General features: G+C 58.5%; 15 protein-coding genes. 5 read left to right on the top strand and 10 right to left on the bottom strand.

Annotated features, from left to right (window positions below):
* Nucleotides 1-25 precede the first annotated feature (25 nt).
* Genes H7K56_RS01125 through H7K56_RS01105 form a run of 5 tightly spaced genes read right to left on the bottom strand, consistent with a single transcriptional unit; the run spans nucleotide 26 to nucleotide 5,555 of the window.
* Nucleotides 26-883, bottom strand: a complete 858-nt coding sequence (locus tag H7K56_RS01125) for a phosphogluconate dehydrogenase C-terminal domain-containing protein (protein ID WP_021506006.1) — start codon at nucleotides 881-883, stop codon at nucleotides 26-28.
* The gene (locus H7K56_RS01120; RefSeq protein ID WP_150361861.1) at nucleotides 880-1,698 is read right to left on the bottom strand and encodes a sugar phosphate isomerase/epimerase family protein; all 819 of its coding nucleotides are present in this window, start codon (nucleotides 1,696-1,698) and stop codon (nucleotides 880-882) included. The genes H7K56_RS01125 and H7K56_RS01120 overlap by 4 nt, the downstream gene beginning before the upstream one ends.
* The gene (locus tag H7K56_RS01115; protein WP_150361860.1) at nucleotides 1,695-2,471 is read right to left on the bottom strand and encodes a triose-phosphate isomerase family protein; all 777 of its coding nucleotides are present in this window, start codon (nucleotides 2,469-2,471) and stop codon (nucleotides 1,695-1,697) included. The genes H7K56_RS01120 and H7K56_RS01115 overlap by 4 nt, the downstream gene beginning before the upstream one ends.
* A gap of 2 nt (nucleotides 2,472-2,473) precedes the next feature.
* The gene (locus H7K56_RS01110; RefSeq protein ID WP_182688953.1) at nucleotides 2,474-4,219 is read right to left on the bottom strand and encodes a dihydroxyacetone kinase family protein; all 1,746 of its coding nucleotides are present in this window, start codon (nucleotides 4,217-4,219) and stop codon (nucleotides 2,474-2,476) included.
* A gap of 1 nt (nucleotide 4,220) precedes the next feature.
* Nucleotides 4,221-5,555, bottom strand: coding sequence for an MFS transporter (locus H7K56_RS01105; protein ID WP_058774655.1), 1,335 nt, complete (start codon nucleotides 5,553-5,555; stop codon nucleotides 4,221-4,223).
* Between the two features lie 434 nt (nucleotides 5,556-5,989).
* Between H7K56_RS01105 and H7K56_RS01100 the strand changes: the two genes are divergently transcribed.
* Complete coding sequence (locus H7K56_RS01100) at nucleotides 5,990-6,448, top strand: RpiB/LacA/LacB family sugar-phosphate isomerase (protein ID WP_021506001.1); 459 nt, start codon at nucleotides 5,990-5,992, stop codon at nucleotides 6,446-6,448.
* A 115-nt stretch (nucleotides 6,449-6,563) separates the two neighbouring features.
* Here the strand turns inward: H7K56_RS01100 and H7K56_RS01095 are convergent, their stop codons facing one another.
* From H7K56_RS01095 to H7K56_RS01085, 3 genes are all read right to left on the bottom strand, one after another.
* Nucleotides 6,564-7,268 carry a pirin family protein gene (locus H7K56_RS01095; RefSeq protein WP_150360521.1) on the bottom strand — a complete coding sequence of 235 codons (705 nt, stop codon included), beginning with the start codon at nucleotides 7,266-7,268 and terminating at the stop codon, nucleotides 6,564-6,566.
* Between the two features lie 80 nt (nucleotides 7,269-7,348).
* Nucleotides 7,349-8,026, bottom strand: coding sequence for a glutamate racemase (locus tag H7K56_RS01090; protein WP_150360522.1), 678 nt, complete (start codon nucleotides 8,024-8,026; stop codon nucleotides 7,349-7,351).
* A gap of 167 nt (nucleotides 8,027-8,193) precedes the next feature.
* Nucleotides 8,194-9,615: a carbohydrate porin gene (locus tag H7K56_RS01085; RefSeq protein WP_375140406.1), complete on the bottom strand. Its 1,422-nt coding sequence runs from the start codon at nucleotides 9,613-9,615 to the stop codon at nucleotides 8,194-8,196.
* 477 nt (nucleotides 9,616-10,092) lie between these two features.
* Between H7K56_RS01085 and H7K56_RS01080 the strand changes: the two genes are divergently transcribed.
* A complete protein-coding gene (locus H7K56_RS01080) occupies nucleotides 10,093-11,559 on the top strand; it encodes a catalase (RefSeq protein WP_150360523.1) in 1,467 nt (488 codons plus the stop codon).
* A 59-nt stretch (nucleotides 11,560-11,618) separates the two neighbouring features.
* Here H7K56_RS01080 and H7K56_RS01075 read toward each other — a convergent pair whose 3' ends face one another.
* Nucleotides 11,619-13,979: a membrane-bound PQQ-dependent dehydrogenase, glucose/quinate/shikimate family gene (locus H7K56_RS01075; RefSeq protein WP_150360524.1), complete on the bottom strand. Its 2,361-nt coding sequence runs from the start codon at nucleotides 13,977-13,979 to the stop codon at nucleotides 11,619-11,621.
* Between the two features lie 195 nt (nucleotides 13,980-14,174).
* Here H7K56_RS01075 and H7K56_RS01070 point away from each other — a divergent pair, with 195 nt between their 5' ends.
* From H7K56_RS01070 to H7K56_RS01060, 3 genes are all read left to right on the top strand, one after another.
* Nucleotides 14,175-14,315 carry a hypothetical protein gene (locus tag H7K56_RS01070; RefSeq protein WP_170264747.1) on the top strand — a complete coding sequence of 47 codons (141 nt, stop codon included), beginning with the start codon at nucleotides 14,175-14,177 and terminating at the stop codon, nucleotides 14,313-14,315.
* A 235-nt stretch (nucleotides 14,316-14,550) separates the two neighbouring features.
* On the top strand, nucleotides 14,551-15,519 hold the full coding sequence (locus tag H7K56_RS01065; protein ID WP_150360525.1) for a GT-D fold domain-containing glycosyltransferase: 969 nt from the start codon (nucleotides 14,551-14,553) through the stop codon (nucleotides 15,517-15,519).
* Nucleotides 15,520-15,720: 201 nt separating this feature from the next.
* Complete coding sequence (locus H7K56_RS01060) at nucleotides 15,721-17,040, top strand: MFS transporter (RefSeq protein WP_058769834.1); 1,320 nt, start codon at nucleotides 15,721-15,723, stop codon at nucleotides 17,038-17,040.
* Between the two features lie 3 nt (nucleotides 17,041-17,043).
* Here the strand turns inward: H7K56_RS01060 and H7K56_RS01055 are convergent, their stop codons facing one another.
* Nucleotides 17,044-17,676, bottom strand: coding sequence for a DapH/DapD/GlmU-related protein (locus H7K56_RS01055; protein ID WP_127834112.1), 633 nt, complete (start codon nucleotides 17,674-17,676; stop codon nucleotides 17,044-17,046).
* Nucleotides 17,677-17,813 lie beyond the last annotated feature (137 nt).

Genomic DNA, 17,813 nt, shown 5'->3' with positions numbered 1-17,813 from the left:
CCGCGAGTCGCCGCTGCTGTCACGCTTAACGCTGAATGGCGTCAATTTTCAGCATGCGGGCAATAACCTTATCCAGCTCTTGCTGATCGAAGATCTGTTTCCAGTCCGGTTTGATGATCTTCTCGCGGCCATACTCCATGGCGATCATGCAGGCATCCGAGAACGGGTTGGTGGCGCGGAAAGCGACCGCCAGCGCAATCTGAATATGACCGTACAGCATGGCCTTCGCTGCCTCTTCCGGGACGCCGCTGTGTTTTACCGTTTCATCCAGCGCCTCTTTCATGAAGGCACCGACCATGCAGGCGACGGTTTCGACCAGCGTCGGTTCCAGATACGCCAGTTGCGTCACCGTGACCCAGTGCACCTGATCAACCGGGCCGTACATCACGCTAATCACCTTACTCAGCTCTGCCTTCTGCTCAGCGCTGCCGCTTTCCCAGGCTGCCGCGACGTGCTGAACGGCAGCGACGCCACCAAACGCATCGGCGTGCTCCTCTTTGGTGTAGCGGGCAAGAAATACCGACGGATGGCACGGGTGCGCGACCGCGTATTCGATGCCGTCACGCTGGGCGATCAGGTTGGCGTAGGCCGCGGCCGGATCGAGCGTCAGCAGCACCGCACCGCTTTGCATCTGTGGCACCACGCTTTGCGAGACTTTACCCAGTACGATATCCGGCACGGCGAGGATCACCACGTCACTCAGCGGCACCACCGACGCGGCATCCGACAGCTCGCGTCCTTGTGCAATCACCTGCTGCTGCGCCTGCGGTGAATTCTCGCAGTAAAACACCTGATAAGCGCTGTGCTGCAAATTAGCGGAAATACGCATGCCCATTTTGCCGCCTGCGCCGATCACGGTGATGGTTTTCAATGCCTTGCTCATGTTAACGACTCCTGATCTTGTTTACTGCGTAGGAATTCAACGGCGCGGCGGGTCCATTCAGCTTCCCGCGCGCAGGTCTGCGCGGCATCGTCCTGCCACGGCAACCAGTGTTCGATGATTTGGTTGATGTCGCGATCGGCTGGCCGCACGCTGGCGATCAGCCGGTCATAATCCAGCTTCCCTTCGCCCATCGGACAGCCGGCCAGGGTAAAACCGACCCAGCCGGCACGGCGGGTAAAGGCGAAATCTTTGATGTGCAGATTGCCGACGCGCGCAGCGGTATTGGCGATCACCTGCTCCTGCAGTTCCAGTCCGGCGACGCAGTTGGCCGGATCGAGACAGACGCACAGCCACGGCGAGAGAAAGCGGTTGATCACCGACATCATCGCCGCGCTGCTGACCTGCTCGTAGGTTTCCAGGCACAGCCGCACCTGCTGGCGGGCAAAATCCGTCAGCACGGCAGCAATCAGATTGGCCGCTTCATCCAGCGATGGCCGGTGATCGGCGGTGTTGAACATTGAGCGCACCACGCGCGCGTCGAGAATAGCGGCGATATGCAGATAGCGGCGCAGATGCGCGCTGCCGAGACCACGCGTGCCCAGCTCCAGCGTGATGCCAAGCGCATCCGCCTGCTGACGCAGCGCCAGCAGCTGTTCATCTGACCACTGCTCAATCGCCGGGTAGTCGCAAATCTGAAATACCGACACGTCGAGATCGGCGGTGTGCTGCAGCATCTGCGCCAGCGTGAGCGGCTGTGGCACCTGGGGCGACATGCGCCAGAAAAACGCATAGGTACTGAGTCCGATGCGGCTCATGACGGCAGCTCCTCAGCCAGCGCACTGGCTTCCTGCACGATTTGCGCCAGCGCCTGCGGATCGTGGGCAAAGCGGCCGAGGAACAGGCCGTTGACGTCGCCGCCGAGGCGCTGAATCAGACCCGGACCGGCGCTGCCGCCGTAAATCACCCGCAGCGTGATGCCGTCTGGCGTCGTCAGCTGCTGTAGCCCGCTGCACACCGCGCGGATGTAGCTGTCCGGCGCCGGCTGCGGTGCGCCAATGGCCCACTGCGGTTCGTAAGCAAACAACACCTCACCGCTGAGCGCGTGTTGCGCGGCCTCCGCCAGCGCCTCCTGCAGCTGCTGCTGACACAGCGCAATCGCCTGCTCAGGCGTGCCCTGCTGCGGTTCACCGATGCACAGCACCGGGGTCAGGCGATAACGCAGCGCCATCGCCACTTTGGCGGCAATCTGCGTTTTATCTTCATGAAAATGGCGACGGCGTTCGGCGTGACCGATCTCTGCCAGTGAGCACCCCAGCTCCTGCAGCATGCTGGCGCTGACCTCACCGGTCCAGGCGCCGTTTTCCGCCTGACACACGTCCTGCGCGCCGACGCGCACCGGCGTGCCGGCAAAAATCTCCCGCACCGCCGGGATGGCCGGATAGGCAGGCAGCACAAACAGCCCGACGTCACCGCGCTGCACCGCCGGATGCCGCGCCAGCGTCGCAACCTCGCGACACCACGCCAGCGTTTGCTGATAGCCGAAATACATTTTCAGGCTGACGCCAAGCCAGATTTTAGGCTGAGCCATAATTACGCTCCCTGTTCAGATGCACTGTGTTCTTTTAACAGATTGCCAACGGTGTTGACGATCATCGCCAGTGAAACCGCACCGGCGTCCGGCGTGCCAACGCTTTTTTCTGCCAGCGGCCGTGCACGCCCCACTTTCGGTACCAGCTGCGCGGTGGCCTGCGCGGCCTGCTCCGCCACCGCTGCCGCACGTAACCAGGCTTCGGTGAGTGATGCGCCCTGCGCGACCGCAGCGCTCAGCGTGTCGCTAAACGGAACCAGCACGTCAACCATGGTTTTATCACCGACGCGCGCTTTGCCGAAGTGCATAATGCCCTCTTTGGCATCCCGGACGCCGGCAGCGACGCGTGGTGCATCCGCTGCCGCGCTGTCGCCCAGCGCGGTGCCGAGCGCGGTCAGTGCCACGCCCCACAGGGCTCCGGACGTGCCGCCCGCTTTATCCGCCCAGGCATCGGCGGCGCGACACAGCAGACTGCCAGCGCCGGCGCCACGCGCGGCCACCTCACGCGCCTTTTCCACCGCGCCGAGTACGCCGCGCTCCATACCAATGCCGTGATCGCCGTCGCCCGCTACCGCATCAATGTCGCCCAGTTGGCCGGCATGACGCTGAATCATCACCGCCACCGCTTCCAGCAGTTCAAGAACGCGCCGTGCGCTGTGTTGTGATGCAGTGCTGGCCTGCGGTAACGTCTCTTCACGGATCTCTTCGCACTCGGCGGCGCTGAGCGGCTCGGCAATCAGGACGCTGCCTTTGCGGTAGGCTGGCGTATTGGCCGGCGCGCGCCACAGCGTTTCCAGTTCATCATCGAGCCACATCAGCGTCAGCGAGACGCCTGCCATGTTAAAACTGGTGACGAATTCGCCGACATCCGGCTCCACCACCTGCAACTGCGCCGCCGACAGCAGCTGGGCGATGCGGCGATACACCACAAACAGCTCTTCATACTTGACTGAACCGAGACCGTTGAGGATTACCGCCACGCGCTGTCCCGCCACCTGCGCCACATCCGCTGGCCGCTCACTCAGCAGTCGGTCGACAAAGATTTCTGCCAGCTCGTCGGCGCGCGGCACCGCCGTTTCGCTGATGCCCGGCTCACCGTGGATGCCCAGCCCGAGCGCCATGCGCCCTTTCTCTACCTCAAACAGCGGATGCGAAGCGCCCGGCAGCGTGCAGCCGGAAAATGCCACGCCGAAGGTGCGGGTGCGATCGTTGGCGTGCTGCGCTTTTTTCAGCACCGTAGCCAGATCGTCACCCGCTTCTGCCGCGGCCGCCGCCACTTTAAACACACACAGATCGCCGGCGACGCCGCGTCGCTTCAGACGCTCATCGTGGCTGGCGCTGGACACATCATCCGTTACCGCCAGCACCTCACAGGCAATACCTTCAGCGCGCAGCCGCTCGCACGCCTGACCAAAATGCAGCACGTCACCGGCATAGTTTCCAAACAGCAACAGCACACCCGCGCCGTTATGCGCCGCGCGCGCGACGTTGTAGATTTGCTGCGCCGACGGCGAAGCGAACAGATTGCCCATTGCCGCCCCGTGCGCCAGGCCCTGGCCGACCAATCCGGCAAAGGCGGGATAGTGACCGGAACCGCCACCGACAATCACCGCCACGGTATCCGGCTGGCTGCGCGTGCTGCGCACCACGCCACCGCTCACCTGGCGTACTTTATCGGCGTTGGCGGCCACAAAGCCTTCGATCAGTTCCGCGGCAAACGCGGATGGCTGGTTAAACAGGTACGTCATGTTATTGCTCCTGTACAAATGAGGCTGGCAGAGGCTGCGCGCGACGGCGATTGAGGAACAGCATCAATACAGCGGAGAGCAGCATAAAACCGCCGACCACGAACATCGGTAACACATAACTGTGAGTGGCATCATGCAGTGCGCCGGTGATGTAACCGGCGGAGAAACCCGCCACGTTGCCCAGGGTGTTAATCAGCGCAATCGCCGCCGCTGCCGATGCGCCGGTCAGGAACTGCGTCGGCAGCGTCCAGAAATTGGGCAACGCGGCGAAGATGGCGCTGGCCGTTACGGCGATCACCAGGATGGTGGTAAACGGTGAATCCATGTAGAGCGCCAGCGGTACGCTGACGCCGCCCGCGACCGCAGGAATCGCGATGTGCCAGGTTTTACAGCCACGCCGCGCGGCATCCCGCGACCAGAAAAACATCACGACGGCGGCGATCAGGTACGGCACGCCGGTGATCAGCCCTTTCTGCATCACGTTGAAGGTGGTGCCAAACTGCTGCTGGAAGCCGGCGATAATGGTCGGCAGGAAGAACGCCAGCGCGTACAGGCCGTAAATAAAGCCGAAGTAGATCAGGCACAGCATCCACACGCGGCTGTTGCCCATCACCGAACGCACGCTGTGCGGGTGCTGGCCCTGCTTGTGCTGATGTTCCGCTTCCAGTTCGGCTATCAGCCAGTTTTTCTCGTCGTCATTAAGCCACTTCGCCTGACGCGGCGAGTCCACCAGCCAGAACAGCGCCACAATCCCGATGAGGATTGCTGGCAGCGATACGCCCATAAACATTACGCGCCAGCCCTCCAGGCCAAACAGCCCGTGCTGCTCAATCAGCGAGGCAGCCAGCGGTGCGCCAAATACCACCGTCAGCGGTTGTGCCAGGTAGAACAGCGAGAGAATTTTGCTGCGGTGGCGCGCCGGCACCCACAGGCTGAGATAAAGGATGGCGCCCGGGAAGAAACCGGCCTCGGCAATCCCCAGCAGCAGGCGCAGCGTGTACAGCCCTTCGACACTGCTGACCCAGGTAAACAGCAGCGAGACGATGCCCCAGCTGATCATGATGCGCGCCAGCCAGCGCCGCGCGCCGAACTTATGCAGCGCCAGGTTGCTGGGCACTTCCAGCAGGATGTAACCAATAAAGAAGATGCCGGAGGCGAGACCAAACTGCAGCGCACTGAGGCCGAGGTCCTGCGTCATGCCGTTTGGGCCGGCAAAGGAAATGGCGGTGCGATCGAGGAAGTTGATAAAGAACATCAGCGCCACAAACGGTACCAGGCGCCAGGAGATTTTGCGGATTGCGGTCTGCTCAACCGCGCTGACAGCAGAGTGATTCATAACGCACCTCCGAAACGTGCGCAGTGAGACGGTGTTGGCCAGGCGCAAAACCGGCGCTGGCGACAGACAAAATGCGAGGTAAGAAGCAAATGACACATGTTCGAGTCCTCAATGGTTCTTCTTGTACATGGATAGGGTCATGCGAACAAATGAACACTACACGGATATTTGCTCACTCCTCAAGCGCAGTTGGCGAAAGTGTGACAGTGCGCATGAGATTTGATTTCGGTGGCGTTTTCAGGATTTTTCGCAGCAGAGCGGCGCTGCGCGATCATACTGGCAGGGGTTGGCACGAGATTTTGCGCAATCGATCGCTAAATCATATGAACATGTATTGAACATATGTTTGTTTTTGTGGCAGGCTGTCAGTGAACATCTAATCACCTGACGAACATATGTGCAGGTGTCAGACCCTGTATCACTGGAGAGACGTGATGAAAACTATCGCTATTGGTGCCGATGATGCGGCTATCGATTTGAAAAACATCATTAAAAAGCTGCTGGAAGAGCAGGATTATCAGGTAACTGATTACAGTAACGACGCGCAAAATGACCGCCCGATGTATCCGGACGTGGCGTTTGCGCTCGCTACGGCGGTGCAGCAAAAGCAGTTTGAGCGCGGCATTTTGCTGTGTGGCACCGGCATTGGCGTCGCGATTGTTGCCAATAAAGTGGAAGGCGTGCGCGCCGCGCAGTGCCATGACACCTTCTCCGCCGAGCGCGCGCGCAAAAGTAACAATGCGCAGATCATGACCATGGGCTCACGCGTAATTGGGCCGGAGCTGGCGAAAAACATCGTTAACGCCTGGCTGGCATCCGAGTTTGAAGGTGGCGGTTCGACCGCCAAAGTGGAGAAGATCGGTTACTACGAACAGGTGTCACACGCGAAATAATGGTTATCGGGCGCTGAGTTGCAGAGCCGGCAGCGCCTGAGTGCGTGACATCGCCAGCGGCACGCTGACACGACTGGCCACTTTGGTGCGTGCCAGCCGTGTCATAGCCGGTGTTTTAACTGCCGCTTAGCGTACCGCTCAGCACCGCAGGCGCATCCTGCTGCACCAGAAAGGCGACCAGCAGGGCGTCGCGTTCACCGTGGATAGCCGGCAAGGCAGCGCTATCGCTCACCGCATCGCCTTTTTGCAGCCGCACATCCCCGGTGCGTGCAATGCCCTCCAGCACCGTGACCCAGCTGGCATAACCCGGCAAATGCGGCACCTCGATCTGTGCGCCACGATCCAGCCTGACGTCATAGATGTAAACGGCCTGACGCAGCGTCAAAGGTGCCGCGCTGTGCTGCGGACCGGCCAGCAGCGTCCACTGGTTAAGTGCCGCCCCTTCTGCCCGGTACACACTCTGCACCTGCCCTTCACCGCCACCGGATGCCGGGCGGATGTACGCCTGCAGCATTTCGCTTTCAATCAGCGGTGCTGACTCTTCATGACGTACCCCACTGCCCGCATTCACCAGCAGTGAGCGTTTGCCGTTGAGAGCGAGAGTCTCTCCCTCCTCGCATCGGTACTGCACCGAGCCGCGCCAGACATAGCTGAAAATCTCATCATCCTGATGGCGGCGCATCGGTACCACCGCGCCGGGCTTCAGCGTCATCTGGTCGACAATCGCCAGCGCGCCCAGTGGTTCTCCCGGCCGCTGCCGGCGAATGGTAAAGGGACCGTATTCAAACAGCTGGTCGCGCTGCGCTTTAATCACGTTCATCAGTGGCTTCCTCAAAAATCAGGTTCTGATGACCATCATAAAGGCTGCAAAATTGCGTAACAGTAGGGCTTTTTGTTGCCTTAAATCAGTGGTTTTGAATGACCTTCGTCCGCGCCTTTAGCCTGCTGCAGTACGAAGCTGAGCGCCAGGTGCGGGCTGGTAAGTGGCCGCTGTGGCGCAGGAAAACGCGACGCGGCCCCGGCCATCGACACCTGCGCTAACGCCACCTGAACCGCGCCCTGCTGCTGTCCCTGAGCGACCGCATCGGCGATCAGCGTGTAATAGTCGTCCAGCCGGCCAGCTTTGAATGCGGCCCAGGCATCCGGGATAAGCCTGACTTGCGGACGCTGGTCAGGTGCCAGACTCTCCGGGCAAAACAGCTGGCGCGTACTGTGCAGCGTAGACTCCGCGGCACACAGCACCAGCGCGGGTGCGCCACGGCGATGCACTTCGTCCGCCAGCATACGGTCAGTGCGATAAACCGCACAGCGCTGTTGTGGATCGCGCAGGCTGTCTGCGGCGGCGCCTAAGGTAGAGCAGGTAATCAGTATCGCGTCGAACCACGGCGTCAGGCTGAGTAACAGCTGCTCCAGACGCTTCTGCTGGGCCGGCGTCATGCCACCGCTGAGCTCTGCTTCTGCCAGCAGATGTGGCATCACCAGATGGCTGATTTGCTGAGGCGGAATGCCGAGCGACTGCGCGGCGTCATCAAAAATAGCAATATTACTGGCGGCGGTATGCAGGCAGGCAATGGTCACAACGATTCCTTATCGCTTCAGGTTCAGTACGTTGCACTATAGCCATAATCGGTGACGGAATGCAGCTTTACCGCTGGCTGGCAGGCTTCGTCGGATGCGGTGCGAGGCATTTTTCAACGCCTCGCACCGTGCAACCTTCCTTCAGCCGGTCAGCGCGAAGTGCGATCTCAGAACCACACTTCTGCCTGTACGCCAAAGTTCCAGCTACCGCCAGCGGTAAAGCCCGCGCTGCCGAAATCATCGTTCAGCGCATAGTTGTCCAGCGCTTTAGACCAGTTCATCCAGGTCGCGAACAGGCGAATCTCCGGTCGCACCAACATGTCGTTGATGTTGCCGACTTTAAACGTTGGCGCAAAGGTCAGCTTATACACATCGCCCTTCACCGCGTTGTACGTCGCGATGCTGCCGCCATCCTGATAGCTGCGGCCATTGGGTTTGAGGTCCATATACAGCCACGACGCTTCATATTGCAGCGCAAAGTTTTCCGTAATCGCCTGGGATGCGCGCAGGTTGATGGTTGCCCAGTCATAGCGATCGCCTTTGCGGTAGCGATCCTCGCTGTGCTGCGCCAGCAGCGATGGGGCCACCGACCAGCTATCGCTCAGTGGCATCACGCCAAAAGTGGCCAGTCGCAGCGCGCTGGCGTTGCGCGTTAAGTCGCCGTCGCCACCGATCTGCCGGGTTTCTGCGCCCAGGCCTTTCCCCCACTGAATGGCGTGAGTGCTGCTGCCCGGTGCCAGTCCGTAGAAGCGGTTTTTATCGTGCCAGGCCAGCATGGTAAACACGCCGTGCTTTGCCGTATCGTCACTGCGCAGCGCATAGCTGCCGGTGGTCGATGCGCGCCCTTTCAGCTCGTCGTTGCCGTTTGCGCTCATGCCGGTCAGCATCCACTGCCAGTTACCGTAAAACTGGTTCGAGGTCAGCAGCAGGTTTTGCACGTTGTTATCGTCGTAGCGGCTGCTGCCCAGGTCGCCAAAACTGCGGCCATAAATGGAGAAATCGCTGCGCCATTGCTCGTTCCATTGCAGGTTGCTGATGCCGCCGCCGGTGCCGCCAAGAAAGACGATATCGGTATCAGTGAAGTGCAGATCAAAATTGTCGCCGTCAAAGCGTTTACCTGCCCACAGCGAGGCATGTTGCGCGGCGCCCCCAAAGCTGGGCAGATCCCCCATTTCGACATACACCTGGCGGATATTCAGATTATTGTCGTTATTCTGCACCCACGGGTCCGGACTGGATGAGCCATCTGCCAGCAGCGCTTTGAAATTGGCCCACGAACCATTACTGAACCGGGTTTGGTTATGAAAGCCCAGCTCGATGTAGTGATCTTTTTCATTACCTAACCGGCCAATATGCGCATCGCCGCCGATCGAACTGGCAGGCGAAATAGCAGGTCCGGCACGTCCACCGCGCCCTTTATCATTAATCAGCAGGCCGGAACGGGCGTAGCCGGAAAAGCGGAACGTGTTGGTTGTTCCGGCACTCGCCTCCTTTTGCTGCTGCTCATCGCGCGCGATTTTCTCTTCCAGCTGGGCCAGACGCTGCTCCAGCGTTAATGACTGTGCCGCTGCACTGCCACCCACCATCATCCCCGCGATAGCCAGCGCCAGGCGCGCGGTTTTAGCCTTATGCATCACCATATTTATCTCTCTTATTATGTCCATTCATTAATTACAACGGGATTGCCTTTGACGCAGCGAGAGCATAAATAAGCGGATTGTGGTTCTTTTTGATCAATATCATTAAATTAAAAAGTGATATTTTACATGAAGTTATAAGATGATTGATTAATTCGATGTCTGTTTTTACTTAAATGGAAAAATCCTTTGCGACCTGTCTTAAAAGACTGGCGAATTAATTTTTCTTTTCCGATCCCATTCGCAGAATGGCGCTTTTACCGGCACGGAAAATCTGCTTAGCCTGCAGCAGAAATAAAAAACAAATTTGCGAGCTGTGCCGCATCGCTTAATGCGGCAGCCAGATGAGACGGCGCAATTATTCGGGCAAGCCTGCGCCTCGCTGCTACGCTTAGTGGTTGGATTATCCTTACAAAAGCTGGAGATATTATGAGCAATGACGATCGCAAGCCGACCACCACGGATGCTGGCATTCCGGTAGCCAGCGACGAACACTCTTTGTCCGTCGGTCCTGACGGCCCGCTGATGCTGCACGATCACTACCTGATTGAGCAGATGGCTAACTTCAACCGCGAACGTATTCCAGAGCGTCAACCGCACGCCAAAGGCAGCGGTGCGTTTGGCTATTTTCAGGTGACAGAAGATGTCAGCCGTTACACCAAAGCGGCGGTTTTTCAGCCCGGCACCAAAACCGATGTGGTAATGCGCTTCTCCACCGTGGCCGGCGAGCGTGGCAGCCCGGACACCTGGCGCGATCCGCGCGGCTTCGCGATCAAGTTTTACACCAGCGAAGGCAACTACGACATGGTGGGCAATAACACGCCGGTGTTCTTTATTCGTGACCCGATGAAGTTCCAGCACTTTATCCGTTCGCAGAAGCGCCGTGCCGACAACAATCTGCGCGATAACGATATGCAGTGGGATTTCTGGACGCTGTCGCCAGAGTCGGCGCACCAGGTCACCTGGCTGATGGGCGACCGCGGCATTCCGAAAAGCTGGCGCCACATGAACGGTTACTCGAGCCATACCTATATGTGGGTTAACGCCTCCGGGGAAAAGTTCTGGGTTAAATACCACTTCAAAACCGATCAGGGTGTGGAGTTCCTGACGCAGGATAACGCCGATCTGCTGGCCGGCCAGGACGGTGATTACCACACGCGCGATCTGTTCACCGCCATCAAAAATGGTGATTTCCCCAGCTGGACGCTGTACATGCAGATCATGCCGTTCGCCGAGGCGGAAACCTACCGCTTCAACCCGTTTGATCTGACCAAGGTCTGGCCACACAGCGATTATCCGCTGATTAAAGTCGGCAAACTGATGCTGAATCGTAACCCGACCGACAACCACGCGCAGATTGAACAGGCGGCGTTTGAACCAAACAACCTGGTGCCCGGCATCGGGCTGAGCCCGGATAAAATGCTGATTGGCCGGGTGTTTGCCTATGCCGATGCCCACCGCGCCCGTCTTGGCGTTAACTACAAGCAGATTCCGGTCAACGCCCCGCAGGCACCGGTGCACAGCTACAGCAAGGATGGCGCGATGCGCATCAATCCGGTCAGCGATCCGGTTTATGCGCCGAATTCGAAAGGCGGTCCGGTGGCAGACGGCGAGCGCTACCCGACGGATTCCACCTGGGAAGCGCACGGCAACATGGTGCGCGCGCCCTACACGCTGCGTCAGGATGATGATGACTTTGGCCAGGCCAATACGCTGGTCAATAAAGTGCTGGATGAGGCGGCACGTGACCGTCTGGTAAATAACGTCAGCGGTCATCTGCTCAACGGCGTGGAGGAGCCAGTGCTGTCGCGCGCGTTTGAATACTGGCGCAACATCGACCAGACGATTGGCGATCGCATTGCCCAGCGGGTGCAAACCGAGCGCGCAAAGCGTTAATGAGCTGATTTATAAATATAAAAAAGGCGCCCGCGGGCGCCTTTTTTGCATCAACAGGATTATTTCAGACGGAACGCCACCACGCTGTCGCCGGCTTTGGTGCCGAGCGAACCGTGACCGCCTGCGGCAATCACCACGTACTGCTTACCGTCGCTGCCCATGTAAGTGGATGGTGTCGCCTGTGCGCCGGCGCTAAGCTCCTGCTGCCACAGCAGTTCGCCGGTGGTGCTGTCATAGGCGCGAATGAAGTTATCTGCGGTCGCACCGTGGAACACCAGATCGCCGGCCGTCAGCAGTGGCCCGCCGTGCGCCACCATGCCCATCGGGAAGCCAATCGGGAAGCGGCCCGGCAGGAAGCTGGTTTTCAGGTTTTTCGTGGTGCCAACGCGACGCAGCCATTCGGTTTTGCCGGTTTTCAAATCCACGCCGACCATGCGGCCCCACGGCGGTGCAATGCACGGAATGCCGAGACCGGAGGCCAGCTGCTGGATGTGGATGGCGTAATCACCGTGGAAGTTTTCGTTCCAGTAAGGCTGGCCATCTTTGGTGAACAGGCGCTCCGTCGCCGTGGCGGGCGTACGCTTGATCAGGTTGTATTTGTAGGCGAGGCGCACCGGTGCGGCAATCAGCATCTGACGTTGCGGATCAACCGCCACCGATCCCCAGTTAAACACCCCGATATTGCCCGGGAACACCAGCGAGCCGCCTTCTGTGGCTGGCGTCCACGGATTGCCGTCATAGCGCAGGCTACGGAAATCCATACGGCAGGCCATTTGATCAAACGGTGTGATGCCCCACATTGACTTCTCAGTCAGCGGCTGCGGAATAAAGTTCAGACTGGATACCGGCTGGGTGGCGGCGAATTTCTCGCCCGGCACGCCGCCTTCCGTCGAAACCTTCACGTCGTTAACCGGATAAACCGGCTGGCCGGTCAGGCGATTGAGCACAAACAGGTTGCCGGTTTTGGTCGGCAGGATCACCACCGGCTGTTTCTGGCCCTGATAATCGATATCGACCAGCGACGGCTGTGACGGGTTATCGCGGTCCCACAGATCGTGATGGGAGCTCTGATAGCGCCATTTGAATGCACCGGTCTGCAGATCGAGCGCCACTAACGCATCACGGAATTTCTCTGTATTGCTATTGGCATCGCGCTCGATGCCCAGTTCATCCGGCGAGGCGTTGCCAAACGGCACATACACCAGGCCGTTTTTCAGGTCAGCGCTCAGCGTACCCCAGGCCACCGGCGTATCCTGCGGATAGGCCTGGCCAGCAGCAATCGGCGCGGTATTTTGCGGATTAGCCGGATCAAAGTTCCACACCAGACGACCACTTTGCACATCATAGGCGCGAATTACGCCAGAGGGGTTACCGCTGTTGAAGCCGTTATCCATAACCGAGCCGCCGACAATCACCAGATTGCCCGCGACCAGCGGCGCGGCGGTCTGCATCAACGCGTGTGGACGAACCTCACCCATATTGGCATGCAGATCCACCACTCCGTTGTTGCCAAAATCGGCGCACGGTTTGCCGCTGTCGGCATCCAGCGCAATCAGCCGGGCGTCAGTGGTGGCGTTAAAGATGCGCTTGCGGCACATCGCCGGCGTCGCCGCCGTGTCCTGTGCGGCAGCCGGTGCGCCCGCGTAATAGCTGACGCCACGGCAGGTCTGATGCTGCTGCAGATAAGAACGATCTTTCGCCGGCGTGTATTTCCACTTCACCGCACCACTCTGCGGATCGAGCGCGTGGACCTCATTGTGCGGCGTACAGAAATAGAGCATGCCGTTGGCTTTCAGCGGCGTGGCTTCGAAGGTGTATTCGGTGGCATCGTTATCCTGACGCAGATCGCCGGTGTGATAGGTCCAGGCCACTTCGAGATTGCGCACGTTCTCTTTGGTGATCTGATTCAGGGCGGAGAAACGCAGGCCGTCGGCGGTGCCGCCGTAGGCGGTCCAGTCAGCGCTCGCGCCCTGCTCGCTGTTTTGTTCACGCGCATTGGTGATGGTGCCGGCCTGCGGCAGCGGATCGTAAAAGCACAATCCAATCACCAGTACAATCATGATGGCCACCGTGCTGCCGAGCAGGCCGTGGAAGCGACGCTGTCCCTGATACAGCGGTTTGACCACCCACGGCATCGCCAGCCACAGGCCGATTACGCCAAACAGATCGCCGCGCGGGATCCACTGCCACTTGTCGAAGCCGACTTCCCAGATCATCCATGCCAGCGTGATCCACATCAGCACCGCATACAGGCTCAGCGCGCTGCGCTGATTGCGGAACAGTAAAATGGCGGTGATCAGTAATCCCACCGCCATCAATGCGTAAAATGCGCTGCCGCCCATCATCAGCAGCTTGCCGCCCATATAGAGCAGCGCAACACCCAGAATCGCCAGCACGAGACTGGTCAGTTTGTTTATCATGCGAATCCCTCAACGCTCATCATTATTAACCACCCCAAACTAAAGACACATAAACTCAACAAAATCTTAACTTACGTAACCGTTAGTTAAAAATCTGCCTGGCGGCGTGTCGTTAGTGCCGCTTATCAATGTAGCTCTGCTCCTTCCTGCTGCGCCCCGCTTCGCTCGTAGTGTGAGTGAAATCACGTTTCAATTTTGTTGGAGGAAATTAATCAATCATCAGGAAAATCCGCATTTTTTGATAACGCAGCGTGCGATATGACTCAAGGCGCGACAGGCGTGCTGCCGGGCAGCCTGCAATTTGTCGGCGCATGTATTTCTGGTGAAATTATTTAATTGATTAGTGGCGTACAAATGCGATTTGTCCTGGTCATGTCAGAACCTGATGCTAAAAAAGCAGGCAACGCTGCGCTTTGCCCTAAAAATAGCGTCTTTCCGGCGCGGTGACATTGATAAATGAAATAGCGTATTTATTATTTTGAGAGTTTCCTTAGCCTGTCTGCCAAATTAATCGGTGATATATATTATCTGACTGCTCTGCGGCAAAGCCGCTTATAAAAAGAAGGTTATTATGATTAGCGCAGACGCTTTTTATCGCAAATTACGTTTTCCATTTAAACTCACACATGCTGCCATTAAATTTCCCGTGGCCAATGCGCACGCCCGGCAATATCAGGTCCTGTCAGCAGAACAGACCATCGATCTGCTGCTCAGCGATGACCGGCTCTCAGTGTGCCGCTATGGGGATGGGGAACTGGAAATGACGCTATTTAAGAATATAGGCTTTCAGTCTTTTGATGAACGCCTCTCCATTCGCCTGAAAGAGATCATGCGCCGTGGCACGCAGAGCGATAATCGCTGTCTGTTGTGTATGCCTGATGCCTTTCGCGGCACCGGGAATATGCGTTTTGGCTCAGCGCTATTCTGGTTTTTTCATAAAGCGTTTTTCTTTCGCCACTATGAGCATTTATTAAAGAAAGGCTATCGCTATGGTAATACGTCGGTAACGCGACCTTATCATGATTATAAAGATAAACAGCCGGCGGCACGTATTTTTGCCAAATTTAAACAGCTGTTTCATGATAAAAAAATTCTGATTGTTGAGGGTAGCGGCACGCGCCTTGGTCTCGGTAACGATCTGCTGGATGGCGCACGGCAGATCCGGCGCATTACCACCCTCAACCGTAACGCGTTTTCGGTTTATAACGAGCTATACAGTAATGTGCTGGCGCACGCGCGCGAGTTCGACATGGTATTGATCTCCCTTGGCCCGACGGCAACCGTGCTGGCTTACGACCTCAGTCAGCACGGCATTCGCTGCATTGATACCGGCCATATCGATATTGAGTATGAGTGGATGCGCAGCGCGGCACGCACTAAGGTGCAGGTCGCGGGGAAAAATGTGAATGAGGTCGGTTTATTACAGAGTGACGAACAGCAGGAAGCGGATGCGCATTACCGCAGCCAGATTCTGCTGCACGTCGGTTTAGGTCAGGAGCCACTGCGCAGTGCCGCGGTGGTCACGCAGCCGGTAGTGTGATGCAGCGCACCGTAACCGATCGTGCCGGCGATCGGTTTGGTGCAGCACACTCAGATAGCGACTATTTATTAGCCAGCGCGATGGTTCCCACTGCGGCGGCGCGGGCACTATGGCATAGCGGACACTAATTAGTTAGCAGCCTTAGCAATCTGGCATTACCTTTGCTTAATGATTCCTGTGTTCATTTTCAGGAGTCGCATGATGAAAGCGTCCTCAACCCGCTACACCATTTTCTCGCTGCTGTTTCTCATCGCACTGATTAACTACATCGACCGCGGTGCGCTGTCGTTCGCCGCCAACGCCATCTCGCAGGAATTTCACTTCAGTAAAGTGCAGCTCGGTGCCGTGCTGGGCTACTTTGGCTTTGGCTATCTGTTCGGGTCGCTGTGCGGCGGCTTCCTTGCCGATCGGCTGGGCACCAAAAAGGTCTGGCTGATGGCTGGCATTCTGTGGTCGCTGCTGGAGATCGCCACCGCCTGGGCCGGAGAGCTGGGTATGGCGCTGTTTGGCGGCTCGGCGATCATGGGGTTTGCTGCACTGCGCGTGCTGTTTGGCTTCAGCGAAGGGCCGGCCTACGCGTTGATGAACAAAACCATCGCCCACTGGGCGCCGGATAACGAACGCGGTTTCGCGCTGGGAATTGGCCTGCTGAGCACCCAGGTGGGCTCGCTGCTGACCGCACCGATTGCCGTCGGACTGCTGCTGCTCACCAACGACTGGCGCATGATGTTTATGCTGCTCGGCGCGTTTTCACTGCTGGCGATGCTGCTGTTTGCCCGCCACTTTACTGATACGCCACAGCAGCATCCCCGTGCCAATGCCGTCGAGCGTCAGCTGATCATTGCCGGGCAACGCCAGCAGCCGCAGGACGAAGGCGCGCTGCCGTGGTGGCGCTTCTTCACCAGCCGCACGCTGGTGTGCAACGCGCTGGGCTATTTCAGTTTCCTCTACATCACCTTTACCCTGGTGACCTGGCTGCCGAAATATCTGCAGGATAATTTCCACTATGACCTGCACTCGCTGTGGTATGTGGCGATGATCCCGTGGAGCGGTGCCTGCCTGACGGTGCTGCTGGGCGGGCGCATCGCCGATCGCCTGCTGGCGCGCTTTAACAATCTGCGGCTGGCGCGCAACCTGTTTGCCGCCGTGACGCTGTGCGCCACCGCCTGCTGCTTTATGGCCATTCCCTGGGTCGGATCTGCTGCCGGCATTATCGCGCTGATGACGCTCGGCAACGCGCTCAATGCGCTGGTGAATAACGTCTACTGGTCGGTCGTGATTGACGTGACGCCGAAGGCATCGGTCGGCACCTTCAGCGGCATGACACTGGCCATCGCCAACCTCGCGTCGATCATTTCACCGATGCTGTGCGGCTGGCTGGCGCAGTACTACGGTTATAACGCCATGTTTACCGTCACCGCCTGTATCGCCTTTGGCAGCATGCTGGCCATGACGCTGCTGCAGCCGGAGAAACGCCTGCAAGCCGATGCGCCGCCAGCCGCCGCGCAGCAGGCTGTGTAAGCGTTATCGTCCGTGCCGCTGGCAGAAGGCGGCGATATCCGGCGACTGAAAATCCGCCAGGTGCGCCATCAGCTTCTCCAGCGGCCAGTTCCACCAGGCAATCGCCTGCAGCTGCGCCGCGATATCGGCGCTGAAACGGGCGCGAATCGGTTTCGCCGGCACACCTCCGACGATGGTGTAAGGCGGCACATCTTTACTCACCACCGCCCCGGCCGCCAGCACGGCGCCGTCACCGACCGTCACGCCAGGCAGGACAATCACGCCGTGACCGATCCACACATCGTGACCAATGATCACCCGATCGGCACGGCGTCCGGCGAAGAAACCGGCATCGCGCTGCGCGCGGCTGTCGTAATACTCCGGGCAGTAGGTGAAGCGATGCTGTGAGGCGCGATCCATCGGATGATTCGGTGCCCCGATACGCACCTGATTGGCGATGGCCGTGAAGCGGCCAATCTGCGCATCCGCCACGCAGCAGTGTTCCCCAAGGTAGGAAAAATCACCCAGTTCGCTGTATTCCAGATAACTGTGCGCCAGAATTTCACACTGCTGGCCAATCTGCGTGTCGCGCAGACGGACGCTGGGATCGATCGCGGTGTGTTGCAGTTTAGCGGGATGCTGTGTGGCAGAAATCATAAAGCAGGTGCTCCGTTGTGGTCAGATGTCTGGATGAGTGGTTGCCTCAACGCAACCGCGAGCCACAACACTAGAGCGGGAAGATGACAGGAATGCTATCGTGTTGCTCCACCGGGAGATCTTCAGGAGAAAATGGA

Source organism: Pantoea dispersa (genome assembly GCF_014155765.1).
In the GTDB taxonomy this organism is placed as follows: Bacteria; Pseudomonadota; Gammaproteobacteria; order Enterobacterales; family Enterobacteriaceae; genus Pantoea; species Pantoea dispersa.
The sequence above is the reverse complement of the archived record's forward strand: the minus strand, read 5'-3'. Positions and strand labels throughout refer to the sequence as shown.

Coding starts and splice junctions, on each gene's coding strand:
- H7K56_RS01095 (WP_150360521.1), bottom strand. CDS start 7,268: ATGAACGTGATTAAAGCGCAGCGCGACCAGCTGTTTGAATACGGTCCC.
- H7K56_RS01055 (WP_127834112.1), bottom strand. CDS start 17,676: ATGATTTCTGCCACACAGCATCCCGCTAAACTGCAACACACCGCGATC.
- H7K56_RS01120 (WP_150361861.1), bottom strand. CDS start 1,698: ATGAGCCGCATCGGACTCAGTACCTATGCGTTTTTCTGGCGCATGTCG.
- H7K56_RS01080 (WP_150360523.1), top strand. CDS start 10,093: ATGAGCAATGACGATCGCAAGCCGACCACCACGGATGCTGGCATTCCG.
- H7K56_RS01100 (WP_021506001.1), top strand. CDS start 5,990: ATGAAAACTATCGCTATTGGTGCCGATGATGCGGCTATCGATTTGAAA.
- H7K56_RS01065 (WP_150360525.1), top strand. CDS start 14,551: ATGATTAGCGCAGACGCTTTTTATCGCAAATTACGTTTTCCATTTAAA.
- H7K56_RS01110 (WP_182688953.1), bottom strand. CDS start 4,219: ATGACGTACCTGTTTAACCAGCCATCCGCGTTTGCCGCGGAACTGATC.
- H7K56_RS01115 (WP_150361860.1), bottom strand. CDS start 2,471: ATGGCTCAGCCTAAAATCTGGCTTGGCGTCAGCCTGAAAATGTATTTC.
- H7K56_RS01085 (WP_375140406.1), bottom strand. CDS start 9,615: ATGATGGTGGGTGGCAGTGCAGCGGCACAGTCATTAACGCTGGAGCAG.
- H7K56_RS01075 (WP_150360524.1), bottom strand. CDS start 13,979: ATGATAAACAAACTGACCAGTCTCGTGCTGGCGATTCTGGGTGTTGCG.
- H7K56_RS01060 (WP_058769834.1), top strand. CDS start 15,721: ATGAAAGCGTCCTCAACCCGCTACACCATTTTCTCGCTGCTGTTTCTC.
- H7K56_RS01105 (WP_058774655.1), bottom strand. CDS start 5,555: ATGAATCACTCTGCTGTCAGCGCGGTTGAGCAGACCGCAATCCGCAAA.
- H7K56_RS01125 (WP_021506006.1), bottom strand. CDS start 883: ATGAGCAAGGCATTGAAAACCATCACCGTGATCGGCGCAGGCGGCAAA.